The organism is Streptomyces sp. NPDC104367 (genome assembly GCF_055583825.1).
On record NZ_JBVJND010000001.1, the window covers coordinates 80,833 to 95,020 of the forward strand.

The window sequence follows — 14,188 nt, forward strand, 5'->3', positions numbered from 1 at the left end:
CCACCGCTTCGGATGGTGAAGCGGCCGCCGGAGCGCCCGGCGGTCAGCCGAGGTTCGGCGCGAGCAGCCCGGTGATCCGCCGGGAGGCGCGGCGGGCCTCGGTCGCGGGGTCTGCTCCGCCGAGCACCCTGGTCATGTAGCCCTTGATCGGGTTGTCCGCCTCGACGGCCGGCCAGTCGGGGCTGTTCGGGGTCGCCCGCCCCTGCGCGGCACCCGCCGCCATGGCGGCGACCCCGTCCTCCCCGGCGACCGCGCCCGCCAGCGTGGTCTTGTTGGGCACGTAGTCCATGGTGCGGGCCAGTTCGGTGTCCCACTTCGCGCCGGTGAGCGCGCCGACGACGGCGGTCGCGTCGTAGGGCCGGTCGGTGTTCCGCGGTACGACGAGGTCGGAGCCGCCGGTGAAGACGGCGCCGGGGCGGCCGGCCGTGAGCCCCGGTACCGCGAAGTACCCGATCTCGCCCTTGAGCCGCGGGTTCTCCTGGACGACGGACTGGACGAGGCCGGGCACCGCGATGATCTGCGCGACCCTGCCGCCTGCGAACACCCCGGCCTGGGGCGGGTGTTCCTCGTCGGCGTCCGCCGGCCCCTCGCCCAGGGCCTGGAGCCGCCGGTAGAAGTCCATCCCGCGCAGGGCGGCCGGGGTGTCCAGGGTGCCCTTCCAGATCCCGTCGTTCTCCTCGGCGAGGTCGCCGCCCTCGTCCCAGACGAACCCGGAGAGGGTGTACCAGTCCTGTCCGGCCAGGTAGATGCCCTGGTCGCCGCCGGAGTCGAGCTTCGCGGTGTCGGCCAGCCACTCCTCGCGGGTCCTCGGCGGGGAGGTGATGCCGGCCTTCCGGAAGAGGTCCTTGCGGTAGATGACGACGCGGTTGGCCGCGTACCAGGGGATGCCGTACTGGCGGGAGTCGTCCCGGCCGGGGTCGGCGAGGCCGGGCAGCCAGTGCTCCTTGCCCCAGTCGCGCATCGACTCCAGCGTGAGGTCGGTGAGCCGGCCGCCCTCGACGTACTGCGGGACCTGGGTGTTGCCGACCTCGATGACGTCGGGTCCGGCGCCGGAACCGGCCCGCAGCGCCGCCTGGACCTTGTCGGCGATCCCGGTCCACTGCTGGATCCGGATGTCGAGGCGGATGTCCTCGTGGGTGCGCTCGAAGTCCCGCGTGAAGCGGTCCAGGAACTCCTTCGACGCGCTGTTCTGCATCAGCCACACCGTGACGGTGCGCCGCTCGCCCCCGTGGCCCGGCAGCACTCCGCAGCCGCCGAGCAGCGCGGCGGTCACACAGACGAGGGCGAGCGCACGACGAGGTCTCACGAGGGGGTCCTGTTCTGTCCGGGAACAGCGAGGGGCCCGACGTGGGGGAACGAGCGCGGACGCCCGTACGGGTGTACCGGATTTTGGTATGGACCAATGCGGAGGGTCAAGGGCCGCCGGGGGACCGGAACCGACATCTCGCGCTCCGCTTCCGGATGCGGCACGGTGGAATGACGACGAGAGGAGCATCCCGATGTCGAACCACACCTACCGGGTCACCGAGATCGTCGGCACCTCGCACGAGGGCATCGACCAGGCCATCCGCAACGGCGTCGCCCGCGCCGACCAGACCCTGCGCAACCTCGACTGGTTCGAGGTGACCCAGGTCAGGGGCCAGATCGAGGACGGGCGGATCGAGCACTACCAGGTGGGCCTGAAGGTGGGCTTCCGCATCGAGGACGAGGACTGACGCGGGCGTTCAGGTCCGCCCCTCCCCCTCCTGGACCCGCTCCAGCGCGGCCGAGCGATCGGCCCAGCGCGCCCGTACGACGGTGAACCCGGCGCCTTCGGCGTCGTCGCAGACCAGCTCGTCGTCGTCGACGAGGACGCGGACCTCGCGCCGTTCGGCGAGGCGGCGCAGGATCTCCAGCTTGGTGCGGCGGGCGGGCCTGCGGTCGGCGTTGCGCCGCATGTGCACCCGGCCCTCGGGCAGCCCGTGCACGGCGAGCCAGTCGAGCGTGTCGCGCCGGCAGCGCTCGGGCCGTCCGGTGAGGTAGACGATCTCGCACTCCCCGGCGGTGGACAGCGCCAGCGCCAGCGCCACGCCTTCGGCGATCGGCGGGTCCTGCGGCGCGGCCGCGAAGAACGCGTCCCAGTCCCGGGTCCCGCCCTCCAGGAACCGCTGCCGGTGCGCGGTGTCGGCGAGGGTGTTGTCGATGTCGAAGACGGCGACGGGACGCTTGCTGCTCTCGGTCACGCGGCAACCCTAGCCGGAACCCCCGGATTGCTCATGGGAACCATTTTCATATAGCGTCCTGGGTGCCTGCCGTCCAGCACCCAGGAGGAGTCGATGGCCGTCCCCAAGCGGAAGACGTCCCGCAGCAACACCCGCCACCGCCGCGCCCGGTGGAAGGCGACCGCCCCGCGGCTCGTCCCGGTCACGGTCGACGATGTCCGCCACCTGGTGCCGCAGCACCTGGTCCGGGCCTACGAGCGCGGCCTGCTGCACCCCGGGGACCGGTGACGGGACGCGGCGGCGGGAATCCCCCGGCCGCCCCGGTGTTGAACCCTCCGTGAACGGGACCGTCGCGGTGGCGGCGACCCCGGAGGCGGCCCGCCGGCTGCTGGTGCCCGAGGCCTGGTCGATGGCCCGCTCCCGCACCCACGGCACCTTCCCGCCGCTGCCTCCGGCCGGGGCCGTCGCATCCCGGCCGATGACCCCGAAGGAACGCGGCTTCTGCGAGTCGGGCCTCACCGGGCACATCGCCGGCACCGAGGACCAGGTCGCGCACGAACTGGAGACGGTCCTGAAGGAGACCGCCGCCGACGAGGTACTGGTCACCACCAGCACCTACGACCGCACGGCCCTCCTGGACTCCTACCGCAGACTGGCCTCGATCGTGAACTCCCAGGCGCAGTGCGGCGGATCGGCCGCTAGACCGCCGCCGGCCTGTCCGAGCGGATCGCGATCTCGCCGTCGGCCGCGTCCACCACCGCCCGGTCGCCCGCCACCAGCTGGCCCGACAGCAGGAGGTCGGCGAGGCGGTCGTCCACCTCGCGCTGGATGGTGCGGCGCAGCGGGCGGGCGCCGAAGTCGGGCTGGTGGCCGAGGTCGGCGAGCAGTTCGGCGGCGGCGTCGGTGACGTCGAGGGCGACGTCCTGGGCGTGCAGCCGGCGCCGGGTGTGCTCCAGCAACAGGTCGACGATCTGGCGCAGTTGGGTGCGGTCCAGGCCCCGGAAGACGATGATCTCGTCGATGCGGTTGAGGAACTCCGGCCGGAAGTGCTGCTGGAGGGCGGGCATGACCGCCTCCCGCACCTTGGTGTAGTCCTCCGTGCCGGCGGCCAGGATGCGGTCGGCGCCGATGTTCGACGTCATGATGACGACGGTGTTCTTGAAGTCGACGGTGCGGCCCTGGGCGTCGGTGAGGCGGCCGTCGTCCAGGAGCTGGAGCAGGGTGTTGAAGACGTCCGGGTGCGCCTTCTCCACCTCGTCGAGGAGCAGCACGGCGTACGGCTGGCGGCGCACCGCCTCCGTGAGCTGCCCGGCCTCCTCGTGGCCGACGTACCCGGGCGGGGCGCCGACCAGCCGGGAGACCGTGTGGCGTTCCTGGAACTCGCTCATGTCCAGGCGGATCATGCGGGTCTCGTCACCGAACAGGGCGGCGGCCAGCGCGCGGGCCAGCTCGGTCTTGCCGACGCCGGTCGGGCCGAGGAACAGGAAGCTGCCGACGGGCCGGCCGGGGTCGCTCATGCCGGCGCGGGCGCGGCGGACCGCGCGGGCCACGGCGGTGATCGCCTCGTCCTGGCCGACGACCCGCTCGTGGAGGTGCTCCTCCAGCTTCATCAGCCGCTCCCGCTCCTCCTCGGTGAGCTGGGCGACCGGGATGCCGGTGGTGCGGGAGACGACCTCGGCGATGTCCTCGGCGGTCACCTTCGGCGCGTGTTCCTCGGCGGCGCCCGCCTGCTCCAGCTCGGCCTCGGCCTCCCTGACGCGGTCGCGGAGCTCCTTGGCGCGCTCGTACTCCTCGTCGGCGACCGCCTGGTCCTTCTCGCGGTTCAGGGCGGCGATCCGGTCCTCGACGTCCCGTGTGTCGGCCGGCGACGTCTTCGACCGCAGCCGGACCCGGGCCGCCGCCTGGTCCATCAGGTCGATCGCCTTGTCCGGCAGGAAGCGCGAGGTGATGTAGCGGTCGGACAGCTCGGCCGCCGCGACGACCGCCTCGTCGGTGATGCGGACCTGGTGGTGGGCCTCGTAGCGGTCGCGCAGTCCGCGCAGGATCTCGACGGTGTCGTCGACGGTGGGCTCGCCGACCAGGATGGGCGCGAACCGGCGCTCCAGGGCCGCGTCCTTCTCGATGTGCTTGCGGTACTCGTCGAGCGTGGTCGCGCCGATGAGGTGCAACTCGCCGCGCGCGAGGGCGGGCTTGAGGATGTTGCCGGCGTCGAGCGACCCGTCGCCGCCGCCCCCGGCGCCCACCACGGTGTGCAACTCGTCCAGGAACAGCACCAGTTCGTCGCCGTGTTCGCGGACCTCGTCGAGCAGCTTCTTCAGCCGCTCCTCGAACTCTCCGCGGTACTTGGTGCCGGCCACCATCGCGGCCAGGTCCAGGGAGACCAGCCGCTTGCCCTCCAGGGTCCTGGGCACCTCCCCGGCGACGATCCGCTGGGCGATGCCCTCGACGATGGCCGTCTTGCCGACGCCGGGGTCACCGATGAGCACCGGGTTGTTCTTGCTGCGCCGGGAGAGCACCTCGATGGTCTGCTCGACCTCCTCGTCCCGGCCGATGACCGGGTCCAGGCGGCCGGCCCGGGCGTCCTCGGTGAGGTCGCGGCCGTACTCGTCGACGGTCGGCGTGGAACTGGGCCTCCTCCGCTCCGCCGCGCCCTCGGACGGCATCCGGGCCGGCTCCCAGCCGCTGTCGCCGAGCGCCCGCCCGGCCGCCGACTCCGGGTTCGCGGCGAGTGCGCGCAGCAGGTGCTCGGGGCCGATGTAGGAGGCGTCCTCGGCACGGGAGATCCGGTAGGCGTCGAGCAGGGCGCGCTTGGCGGCCGGGGTGAGGGCGGCCGGCTCGGTCCGCCCGGCGCCGCCGGCCGCACCGGCCAGCCGCTCCCGGAGCCGGTCGGGGTCCGCGCCCGCGTCGGCGAGCAGCCTGCGGGTGGAGTCGTGGGTGGTGGCGGCGGCCAGCAGATGCCGGGCGTCCAGTTCCTCGCTGCCCTCCTCGGCGGCGATGTCCCGGGCTTCGGCGACCAGTTCCCGGGCCCGCTCGGAGAGCAGGCTGCCGATGTCGACGCGCTGCGGGCGGCGTGCCTGCGTGCCCGGTCCGGAGCCGCCGAAGAAGCGGGCCATCAGCTCGTCGAACTCCTCGAAGGGACTGCGTCCGAATCCGAAACCGGGAGTGCTCATGGGGCGGGGCCTTTCTGCGGGCGGCGGGAATCCGCGTCTCCCAACCTTGCACAGGCGGCCCGGACCCGCACGGGGACGCCCGCCGAGATGCGGACCGCGCCCCGGCCGGTGACCCTGGTGGAGGAACCTCAACCAGCGAGGAGGGCTGCCATGTCCATGCTGGACAAGCTCAAGGGGATGCTCAAGGGCCACGAGGACCAGGCCAAACAGGGCGTCGACAAGGCCGGCGACATGATCGACCAGCGGACCGGCAACAAGTACCAGTCCCAGGTCGACGCGGCCCAGAAGCAGGCCGACGACTACATCGACCGGGGCCGCGACCAGGGCAACCCTCCGCGGTGACGAAAGCGGTGGCACGGGGCCGCGCGGGCTGGGATCGCGGGGTTCGTCCCCGCCCCGCGAGTCGCCCGTGACCCAGTTCCCGCCCGATGCACAGCCCCCACGACCCGTACGTCCGCGTCCGCGGCGCCCGTGAGCACAACCTCAAGGGCGTCGACGTGGACGTACCGAGGGACGTGCTGGCCGTCTTCACCGGTGTGTCCGGCTCGGGGAAGTCGTCCCTGGCGTTCGGCACGATCTACGCCGAGGCCCAGCGGCGCTACTTCGAGTCGGTCGCGCCGTACGCGCGCCGGCTGATCCACCAGGTCGGCGCGCCGAAGGTGGCGCAGATCAGCGGGCTGCCGCCGGCGGTCTCGCTGCAGCAGCGCCGCTCGGCCCCCACCTCCCGGTCCTCGGTCGGGACGGTCACCAACCTCTCCAACTCCCTGCGGATGCTGTTCTCGCGCGCCGGGGAGTACCCGCCGGGCGCCGAGCACCTCGACTCCGACGCGTTCTCCCCCAACACGGCGGCCGGTGCCTGCCCGGAGTGCCACGGCCTGGGGCGGGTCCACCGCACGACCGAGGAGTCCCTGGTCCCCGACCCGTCGCTGTCGGTCCGCGACGGCGCGATCGCCGCCTGGCCCGGCGCCTGGCAGGGCAAGAACCTGCGGGACATCCTGGACGCGCTCGGCCACGACGTCGGCCGGCCCTGGCGCGAGCTGCCCGCCGAGGAGCGCGAGTGGATCCTGTTCACCGACGAGCAGCCGGTGGTCACCGTGCATCCGGTCCGGGACGCCGACCGCATCCAACGCCCTTACCAGGGCACGTACATGAGCGCCCGCCGGTATGTGATGAAGACCTTCTCGGACTCCAGGAGCCCGGCCCTGCGGGCGAAGGCGGAGCGGTTCCTGGTCAGTGCGCCCTGCCCGCTGTGCGGCGGCGGCCGGCTGCGCCCCGAGGCGCTGGCGGTGACCTTCGCGGGCCGTACGATCGCCGAACTCGCCGCGCTGCCGCTGACCGTACTGGCCGCGCTGCTCGGCGCGGACGGCGCGTCGGAGACCTCGCGGGTCCTCACCGAGGATCTCGTCTCCCGTATCGCGCCGGTCGTGGAACTCGGCCTCGGCTACCTCAGCCTCGACCGGGCCACCCCCACCCTGTCCGCCGGTGAGCTGCAACGCCTGCGGCTGGCCACCCAGTTGCGCTCCGGGCTGTTCGGTGTCGTCTACGTCCTGGACGAGCCGTCGGCGGGGCTGCACCCGGCGGACACCGAGGCGCTGCTCACGGTGCTGGACCGGCTGAAGGCGACCGGGAACTCGGTGTTCGTGGTGGAGCACCACCTGGACGTGGTACGCGCCGCCGACTGGCTGGTGGACGTCGGTCCGCGGGCCGGCGAGCACGGCGGCCGGGTGCTGCACAGCGGCCCGGTGGCGGAGCTGGCCGGGGTCGAGGAGTCGGCCACCGCCCGCTACCTCTTCGACCGTGCGCCCGGGCCGCCGCGGCGGCTCCGGTCCGCCAGGGGTTCCCTGCGGATCGGCCCGGTCACCCGGCACAACCTGCGCGAGGTGACCGCCGAGTTCCCGCTGGGCGTCCTCACCGCGGTCACCGGCGTGTCCGGGTCGGGCAAGTCGACGCTGATCGGCGAGATCACCGGGGAACTGGCCGGGGTCGGCCGCCTGGTCTCGGTCGACCAGCGGCCGATCGGCCGTACCCCGCGCTCCAACCTGGCCACCTGCACGGGCCTGTTCGACGTCGTACGGAAGGTGTTCGCGGCCACCGCGCAGGCGCGGGAGCGCGGGTACGGTGCGGGCCGGTTCTCCTTCAACGTGGCCAAAGGGCGCTGCGAGACCTGCCAGGGCGAGGGGTTCGTCAGCGTGGAGCTGCTGTTCCTGCCGAGCACCTACGCGCCGTGCCCGGACTGCGGCGGGGCCCGCTACAACCCGCGGACGCTCGAAGTGACGTACCGGGGACGGAACATCGCCCAGGTGCTGGACCTGACGGTGGAGGGCGCGGCGGAGTTCTTCGCGGACAACCCGGCCGTGGCGCGCAGCCTGGACACGCTGCTGGACGTGGGGCTCGGCTATCTGCGGCTGGGGCAGCCCGCCACGGAGCTGTCCGGCGGCGAGGCCCAGCGCATCAAGCTGGCCGGCGAGTTGCAGCGCGGGCGGCGCGGTCACACGCTCTACCTGCTGGACGAGCCGACGACGGGACTGCACCCGGCCGATGTCGAGGTGCTGATGCGGCAGTTGCACGGGCTGGTGGACACGGGCCACACCGTCGTGGTCGTGGAGCACGACATGTCCGTGGTGGCGGGCGCGGACTGGGTGATCGACCTGGGTCCGGGCGGCGGGGACGGGGGCGGCCGGATCGTGGCGGCGGGGACGCCGGCCGAGGTCGCCCGGACGGCGGGCAGCGTCACGGCGCCCTATCTGTCCCGGTCGCTGCCCTAGCGGTCTTCAGGAACGCTTCAGGTTGCCCCGGGAGGTTGGGGCGCATGCACGGACACCACCCCCGCACCCCCGAAGCCGAGCGCAGCCGCCGCTGGTTCATGAACAAGGCGTTGCTCACCGGCGGTGTCGCCGCCATGGCGACCATGACCGGCTGCTCCGGCGGCACCTCGAACGCCTCCGGCTCGTCCTCCGGCGCCCCCGGCGGCGGCATGCCCTCGGGCGGCCCCGGCGGTATGGGCCCCGGCCAGAGCGAGGTCAAGTACAAGGACTTCGTCGGCCTCACCACGGACGGCAAGGTCGTCGAGGACCTGTACTCGGTGCACTCCACCGACGTCTCCACGGACAAGGTCGTCAAGGCGGCGCAGGCGTTCCTGGACGGGCTCAGCCAGAAGGAGCGCAAGTCCTGCACCTTCGACGTGGCCGACGACGAGTGGCTGGCCTGGAGCAACGTCGACGGCTACGAGCGCGAGGGCGTCCGGATGGGCGACATCACGGACGCGAAGCGGGAGCTGGGCTTCGCGCTGCTCGGTGCCGCGCTGTCCGCGAAGGGGCTCACCCAGACCCGGAACATCATGAAGCTCAACCAGTTCCTGGGCGACTACAACGGCGGCGGCCGGGACACCCTCACCGAGGGCGCCTACTTCTTCACCTTCATGGGCACCCCGTCGACCGGCAAGCCGTGGGGCTTCCAGTACGAGGGCCACCACGTCGCGATCAACTACTTCGTGCTCGGCGACCAGGTCGTGATGACCCCGACCTTCATGGGCTCCGAGCCCACCTCGGCCACCTACGAGGGCGAGAAGATCACCCTGTTCAAGCCGGAGACCAGGGCCGGGCTCACCCTGATCCGCTCCCTCACCTCGGCCCAGCGCGCCAAGGTGATCGACTCCGGGGTGGGCAAGTCCGGCACGGACATGAAGGCGGGCGCGGGCGCCGACAACCTGAAGCTCGCCTACCAGGGCCTGCCCGGCTCCGAACTCACCTCGGCCCAGCGGGACAAGCTCCTGGACCTGGTCCGCGTGTACGTCGGTTACATGGACGCCGGCCACGCCGAGGTGAGGATGACGGAGGTGGAGAAGCACCTGGACGAGACGTACTTCTACTGGCTCGGCAAGACCAAGGACACCTCGGCCTTCTACTACCGGGTGCACAGCCCCGTCGTCCTCATCGAGTACGACGCCCAGTCCCCGCTCGCCTACGGCACCGAGACCGGCACCGGCGGCGGCCAGCCCTCGGGGCAGCCCACCGGGGAGATGACCGGGCAGCCCACCGGCGGTATGCCCACCGGCCAGCCGGGCGGCGGCGGGATGGGCGGTCCGGGCGGCACGCCGACCCAGCAGCACATCCACACCGTCATCCGCACGCCCAACGGCGGCGACTACGGCGTCGACCTGCTCAAGCTCCACTTGGAGACCGACCACTGAGAGCCCCGCCCGGGGCTCACCAGAGCCGCGTGCGTCCACGCCGGCTCGTGGGTCACCGGCTGGGCGGCGCGGGCGAGGGCACGGCGGTCCGGGTGGCTGCCGGGCGCTATCAGCGGCCGTACCTCCACCTCGGCCACCAGACCGCGGGCCGTCACCACTCGCCACAGGGAGGCCAGCAGCGTGTCCTCGCCGACGTAGGCGGGCACGGTGCTGGCCGTCCCGCCCTCCTGCCGGTAGCGCAGCCGCACCGGCTGCACGGGGACTCCGGCGTCCAGCGCGGCCTGGAACACGGCCCGGTGGAAGCGGCCCTGGGCCCGGCCGCACCAGGTGCTGCCCTCGGGGAAGGCGACCACGGCGGCGCCCTCCCGCAGCGCCCCGGCGATCCGGCCGACCGTGTCCGGCAGGGCGCGCAGCCGGTCCCGGTCGATGAAGAGCACCCCCGCGCCGGCCACCAGCGCGCCGGCCACCGGCCACCGGCGGATCTCCTTCTTGGCGAGCATCCGCGCGGGCCGTACGGCGGCCAGCAGCGGAATGTCCAGCCAGGAGATGTGGTTGGCGACCAGCAGCACACCACCGGTGCCCGGCGCGCCGCCGGTGATCCGGACCCGGACCCCGGCGGCCCGCACGAGCAGCCGGCAGAACCGCCGCACCCACCCGGCGGGGATCCTCCCGCCGAGCGGGACCAGCGAGATCGCGACCAGCATCAGGAACACGACCGCGGTGAAGCGCAGCACGGCCCGCGGGACGGCCGTGAGGGTCCCCGCGCGCTCCACGCACGCCCCCGGGGTGCAGGGCGCGCTGGGCAGCCAGACGCTCATCACGCCGGGACGAGCGAGAGGAAGTGCCGCAGATAGCGGGCGTTGACCCGGCGCATCGACAGCAGCACGTACATGTCGGCGACCCCGAAGTCCCGGTCGTGCGCGGGCTCCCCGCACACCCAGGCGCCGAGCCGGAGGTAGCCGCGCAGCAGGGCGGGCAGTTCGGCGCGGCCCTCGGGGGCGGGTCCGGCGGGCACCCAGGGGTTCAGGGGCCGGACCCGGAACTCCTCCGGGGCGAGGTGCTTGGCCCGGACCCGGTCCCAGGTGGCGGCGGCGAGGGCGCCGCCGTCGGCGAGCGGGACGGAGCAGCAGCCGGCCAGCCACTCGTGGCCGCGGTCGACCATGTACCGGGCTATCCCGGCCCAGATGAGACCGATGACGGCGCCGTCGCGGTGGGCGGGGTGCACACAGGAGCGGCCGACCTCGACCAGGCCGGAGCGGATCGGGGCGAGCGTGCCGAGGTCGAACTCGCCCTCGGAGTAGAGGCGGCCGGCGGCCGCGGCGCGCTCCGGGGGCAGCAGCCGGTAGGTGCCGACGACCTCGCCGGTGAGGGCCTCGCGGATGAGCAGGTGGTCGCAGTACGCGTCGAAGGCGTCCGCGTCGAGACCCGGCTCCGGCCCGTCGAGCCGGGCGCCCATCTCCCCGGCGAACACCTGGTGGCGCAGCCGCTGTGCGGCCCGGACGTCGTCCTCGTCACGGGCGAGCTGCACCAGATAGCCGGAGTCACCGGGCGGGGCGGCGAGAGCGGGGGGTGAGGCGGGCATGGCGGTCATGGAGGTCTCCTGCGCCGAGCGGAAGCTGAGGAAATCTGCACCTGCTTTCTTCCGTGGCAGGCTGGACTCGGCGTGACATGCGCGGGACCCGTGGATGTGCGACTGCTGAATGCCGGGGGGCGGGCCTCTTCCGGTCACTCAGGGAAGCCCTGGGGTAACGCTACCGTGACCCCACGGCCGTACGGAAACGCGAGACGGGGCCGGTGAGCACCACACCGGCCCCGCCCGTCCGCACAGGTCGGCGAACGACTTTCACTTCCCGGCGCCCCGGGCTGGAGCGCCCCGTCGGGGGCGCGGGGAACCGCGCGACCAGCCCCCACGCACCCGCGCTCCGCAACGGCGGGCTACCGCTTCCCCGCCTTCCGGGCGGCCCGCAGCCACTCCCGGTTCATGCTCGTGATCGACACCAGCGGAATCCCCTTCGGGCAGGCCGTCGCGCACTCCCCGGCCAGCGTGCACCCGCCGAACCCCTCCGCGTCCATCTGCCCCACCATGTCCAGCACCCGCGTCTCCCGCTCGGGCGCCCCCTGCGGCAGCACGTTCAGATGGTTGACCTTGGCGGAGGCGAACAGCATCGCCGCCCCGTTCGGGCAGGCCGCCACGCACGCCCCGCACCCGATGCACTCCGCGTGCTCGAACGCGAAGTCGGCGTCGGCCTTCGGCACCGCCGTGGCGTGCGCCTCCGGCGCGGCCCCGGTCGGCGCGGTGATGTACCCGCCGGCCTGGATGATCCGGTCGAACGCGGACCGGTCGACCACCAGGTCCTTGATCACCGGGAACGCGGACGCCCGCCACGGTTCGACGTCGATCGTGTCGCCGTCCTCGAAGGACCGCATGTGCAGCTGGCAGGTCGTCGTCCGCTCGGGTCCGTGCGCGTCCCCGTTGATCACCAGGGAGCACGCGCCGCAGATCCCCTCGCGGCAGTCGTGGTCGAAGGCGACCGGGTCCTCGCCCTTGAGGATCAGCTCCTCGTTGAGGGTGTCGAGCATCTCCAGGAACGACATGTCCGAGGAGACGCCGTCCACCTCGTACGTGGACATCGCGCCGTCGGCGTCGGCGTTCTTCTGCCGCCAGACGCGCAGGGTGAGCTTCATGCGTAGCTCCGCTGGGTGGGGTGGACGTACTCGAAGACCAGGTCTTCCTTGTGCAGGGTCGGAGCCTCGCCGGTGCCGGTGAACTCCCAGGCGGCCGCGTAGCCGAACTCGTCGTCCCTGCGGGCCGCTTCGCCGTCCGGGGTCTGGGACTCCTCGCGGAAGTGGCCGCCGCAGGACTCGGCGCGGTGCAGCGCGTCGAGGCACATCAGCTCGGCCAGCTCCAGGTAGTCGACGACGCGGTTCGCCTTCTCCAGGGACTGGTTGAACTCCTCGCCGGTGCCCGGCACCTTGATGCGGCGCCAGAACTCCTCGCGGATCTGCGGGATGCGTTCGAGCGCCTTGCGCAGCCCGGCGTCGGTCCGTGCCATGCCGCAGAACTCCCACATCAGCTCGCCGAGTTCGCGGTGGAAGGAGTCGGGCGTGCGGTCGCCGTCGACGGCCAGCAGCAGGTTCAGCCGGTCCTCCGTCTCGGCCAGCACCTCCTCGACGACGGGGTGTCCGGCCGTCACCGCCTCCTGGTGGGGGTGGCGGGCGAGGTAGTCGTTGATGGTGGCCGGGAGGACGAAGTAGCCGTCGGCCAGGCCCTGCATCAGTGCGGACGCGCCCAGGCGGTTGGCGCCGTGGTCGGAGAAGTTGGCCTCGCCGATCGCGAACAGGCCGGGCACGGTGGTCTGGAGGTCGTAGTCGACCCACAGTCCGCCCATCGTGTAGTGCACGGCGGGGTAGATCCGCATCGGCACCTCGTACGGATCCTCGTCGGTGATCCGCTGGTACATGTCGAAGAGGTTGCCGTACTTGGCCTCGACGGCTTTGCGCCCCAGCCGGGCGATGGCGTCGGCGAAGTCGAGGTAGACGCCCTGCCCGCCGGGGCCCACTCCCCTGCCCTCGTCGCAGACGTTCTTCGCGGCGCGGGAGGCGATGTCGCGCGGGACCAGGTTGCCGAAGGACGGGTAGATGCGCTCCAGGTAGTAGTCGCGCTCGTCCTCGGGGATCCGGTCGGCGGGCCGGGTGTCGCCCTTGGCCCTGGGCACCCAGATCCGTCCGTCGTTGCGCAGCGACTCGCTCATCAGGGTGAGCTTGGACTGGTGGTCGCCGGTGCGCGGGATGCAGGTGGGGTGGATCTGGGTGAAGCACGGGTTGGCGAAGTGGGCACCGCGCCGATGTGCCCGCCAGACGGCGGTGGCGTTGGAGTTCATGGCGTTCGTCGACAGGTAGAAGACGTTGCCGTAACCACCGCTCGCCAGGACGACGGCGTCGGCGAAGTACGTGTCGATCTTCCCGGTGACCAGGTCCCGGGCGACGATCCCGCGGGCCCGTCCGTCGACGACGATCACGTCCAGCATCTCGGTGCGCGGGTGCATCTCCACGTTCCCGGCGGCGATCTGCCGGCTCAGCGCCTGGTAGGCGCCGAGGAGCAGCTGCTGTCCCGTCTGGCCGCGGGCGTAGAAGGTCCGGGACACCTGGACGCCGCCGAAGGACCGGGTGTCGAGCAGACCGCCGTACTCGCGGGCGAACGGCACGCCCTGGGCCACGCACTGGTCGATGATCTCGACGGAGATCTGCGCGAGCCGGTGGACGTTGGACTCCCGGGCCCGGAAGTCGCCGCCCTTGACGGTGTCGTAGAACAGCCGGTGGACGGAGTCGCCGTCGTTGCGGTAGTTCTTCGCCGCGTTGATGCCGCCCTGGGCGGCGATGGAGTGGGCGCGGCGCGGGGAGTCCTGGTAGCAGAACTGGACGACGTGGTAGCCCTGTTCGGCGAGGGTGGCGCCGGCCGAGCCGCCGGCCAGGCCGGTGCCGACGACGATCACCGTGTGCTTGCGCCGGTTGGCGGGGTTGACCAGCTTCGCCTCGAAGCGGCGGGTGTCCCAGCGTTCGGCGATGGGGCCGGCGGGCGCCCTGCCGTCGGCGACGGGCTCACCGGTGACGTATTCGGTGTAGGTCAT

The 14,188-nt window shown here is 72.6% G+C and carries 12 protein-coding genes and 1 pseudogene; 6 read left to right on the forward strand and 7 right to left on the reverse strand.

Features of this window, described 5'->3' with window-relative positions; all coding sequences use genetic code 11:
• Nucleotides 1-43: 43 nt before the first annotated feature.
• Nucleotides 44-1,306, reverse strand: a complete 1,263-nt coding sequence (locus ACZ619_RS00375) for an extracellular solute-binding protein (RefSeq protein ID WP_469592434.1) — start codon at nt 1,304-1,306, stop codon at nt 44-46.
• A 193-nt stretch (nt 1,307-1,499) separates the two neighbouring features.
• Between ACZ619_RS00375 and ACZ619_RS00380 the strand changes: the two genes are divergently transcribed.
• Nucleotides 1,500-1,715 (forward strand): dodecin, encoded by a 216-nt coding sequence (locus ACZ619_RS00380; RefSeq protein WP_469592436.1) that lies wholly within the window; start codon nt 1,500-1,502, stop codon nt 1,713-1,715.
• A gap of 9 nt (nt 1,716-1,724) precedes the next feature.
• On the opposite strand, the gene ACZ619_RS00385 is transcribed toward ACZ619_RS00380, so the two are convergent.
• Nucleotides 1,725-2,222, reverse strand: a complete 498-nt coding sequence (locus tag ACZ619_RS00385; RefSeq protein ID WP_469592438.1) for a phosphatase domain-containing protein — start codon at nt 2,220-2,222, stop codon at nt 1,725-1,727.
• Nucleotides 2,223-2,315: 93 nt separating this feature from the next.
• Here ACZ619_RS00385 and rpmF point away from each other — a divergent pair, with 93 nt between their 5' ends.
• Nucleotides 2,316-2,489: a 50S ribosomal protein L32 gene (gene rpmF, locus ACZ619_RS00390; RefSeq protein WP_469592439.1), complete on the forward strand. Its 174-nt coding sequence runs from the start codon at nt 2,316-2,318 to the stop codon at nt 2,487-2,489.
• A 40-nt stretch (nt 2,490-2,529) separates the two neighbouring features.
• A pseudogene (locus ACZ619_RS00395) lies at nt 2,530-2,871 on the forward strand (LLM class flavin-dependent oxidoreductase); the annotation flags it as partial.
• A gap of 28 nt (nt 2,872-2,899) precedes the next feature.
• Here the strand turns inward: ACZ619_RS00395 and ACZ619_RS00400 are convergent.
• Nucleotides 2,900-5,371 carry an ATP-dependent Clp protease ATP-binding subunit gene (locus ACZ619_RS00400; RefSeq protein ID WP_469592441.1) on the reverse strand — a complete coding sequence of 824 codons (2,472 nt, stop codon included), beginning with the start codon at nt 5,369-5,371 and terminating at the stop codon, nt 2,900-2,902.
• Between the two features lie 150 nt (nt 5,372-5,521).
• On the opposite strand from ACZ619_RS00400, the gene ACZ619_RS00405 reads away from it, so the two are divergent.
• The 3 genes from ACZ619_RS00405 (at nt 5,522) to ACZ619_RS00415 (ending at nt 9,560) form a co-directional block, all read left to right on the forward strand.
• The gene (locus ACZ619_RS00405; RefSeq protein ID WP_469592443.1) at nt 5,522-5,713 is read left to right on the forward strand and encodes an antitoxin; all 192 of its coding nucleotides are present in this window, start codon (nt 5,522-5,524) and stop codon (nt 5,711-5,713) included.
• An 86-nt stretch (nt 5,714-5,799) separates the two neighbouring features.
• Nucleotides 5,800-8,136, forward strand: a complete 2,337-nt coding sequence (locus ACZ619_RS00410) for an ATP-binding cassette domain-containing protein (RefSeq protein WP_469592445.1) — start codon at nt 5,800-5,802, stop codon at nt 8,134-8,136.
• A 44-nt stretch (nt 8,137-8,180) separates the two neighbouring features.
• Nucleotides 8,181-9,560 (forward strand): DUF3500 domain-containing protein, encoded by a 1,380-nt coding sequence (locus ACZ619_RS00415; RefSeq protein WP_469592447.1) that lies wholly within the window; start codon nt 8,181-8,183, stop codon nt 9,558-9,560.
• Here ACZ619_RS00415 and ACZ619_RS00420 read toward each other — a convergent pair.
• The 4 genes from ACZ619_RS00420 to ACZ619_RS00435 form a co-directional block, all read right to left on the reverse strand.
• A complete protein-coding gene (locus ACZ619_RS00420) occupies nt 9,515-10,378 on the reverse strand; it encodes a lysophospholipid acyltransferase family protein (RefSeq protein WP_469592449.1) in 864 nt (287 codons plus the stop codon). The genes ACZ619_RS00415 and ACZ619_RS00420 overlap by 46 nt on opposite strands.
• Complete coding sequence (locus ACZ619_RS00425) at nt 10,378-11,151, reverse strand: GNAT family N-acetyltransferase (RefSeq protein ID WP_469592451.1); 774 nt, start codon at nt 11,149-11,151, stop codon at nt 10,378-10,380. Before ACZ619_RS00425 ends, ACZ619_RS00420 begins: the two co-directional genes overlap by 1 nt.
• 344 nt (nt 11,152-11,495) lie before the next feature.
• Nucleotides 11,496-12,245: a succinate dehydrogenase/fumarate reductase iron-sulfur subunit gene (locus ACZ619_RS00430; protein WP_469592453.1), complete on the reverse strand. Its 750-nt coding sequence runs from the start codon at nt 12,243-12,245 to the stop codon at nt 11,496-11,498.
• Nucleotides 12,242-14,188: a fumarate reductase/succinate dehydrogenase flavoprotein subunit gene (locus tag ACZ619_RS00435; protein ID WP_469592454.1), complete on the reverse strand. Its 1,947-nt coding sequence runs from the start codon at nt 14,186-14,188 to the stop codon at nt 12,242-12,244. Before ACZ619_RS00435 ends, ACZ619_RS00430 begins: the two co-directional genes overlap by 4 nt.

Coding starts and splice junctions, on each gene's coding strand:
- ACZ619_RS00425 (WP_469592451.1), bottom strand. CDS start 11,151: ATGACCGCCATGCCCGCCTCACCCCCCGCTCTCGCCGCCCCGCCCGGT.
- ACZ619_RS00415 (WP_469592447.1), top strand. CDS start 8,181: ATGCACGGACACCACCCCCGCACCCCCGAAGCCGAGCGCAGCCGCCGC.
- ACZ619_RS00400 (WP_469592441.1), bottom strand. CDS start 5,371: ATGAGCACTCCCGGTTTCGGATTCGGACGCAGTCCCTTCGAGGAGTTC.
- rpmF (WP_469592439.1), top strand. CDS start 2,316: ATGGCCGTCCCCAAGCGGAAGACGTCCCGCAGCAACACCCGCCACCGC.
- ACZ619_RS00430 (WP_469592453.1), bottom strand. CDS start 12,245: ATGAAGCTCACCCTGCGCGTCTGGCGGCAGAAGAACGCCGACGCCGAC.
- ACZ619_RS00410 (WP_469592445.1), top strand. CDS start 5,800: ATGCACAGCCCCCACGACCCGTACGTCCGCGTCCGCGGCGCCCGTGAG.
- ACZ619_RS00420 (WP_469592449.1), bottom strand. CDS start 10,378: ATGAGCGTCTGGCTGCCCAGCGCGCCCTGCACCCCGGGGGCGTGCGTG.
- ACZ619_RS00380 (WP_469592436.1), top strand. CDS start 1,500: ATGTCGAACCACACCTACCGGGTCACCGAGATCGTCGGCACCTCGCAC.
- ACZ619_RS00435 (WP_469592454.1), bottom strand. CDS start 14,188: ATGACCTACACCGAATACGTCACCGGTGAGCCCGTCGCCGACGGCAGG.
- ACZ619_RS00405 (WP_469592443.1), top strand. CDS start 5,522: ATGTCCATGCTGGACAAGCTCAAGGGGATGCTCAAGGGCCACGAGGAC.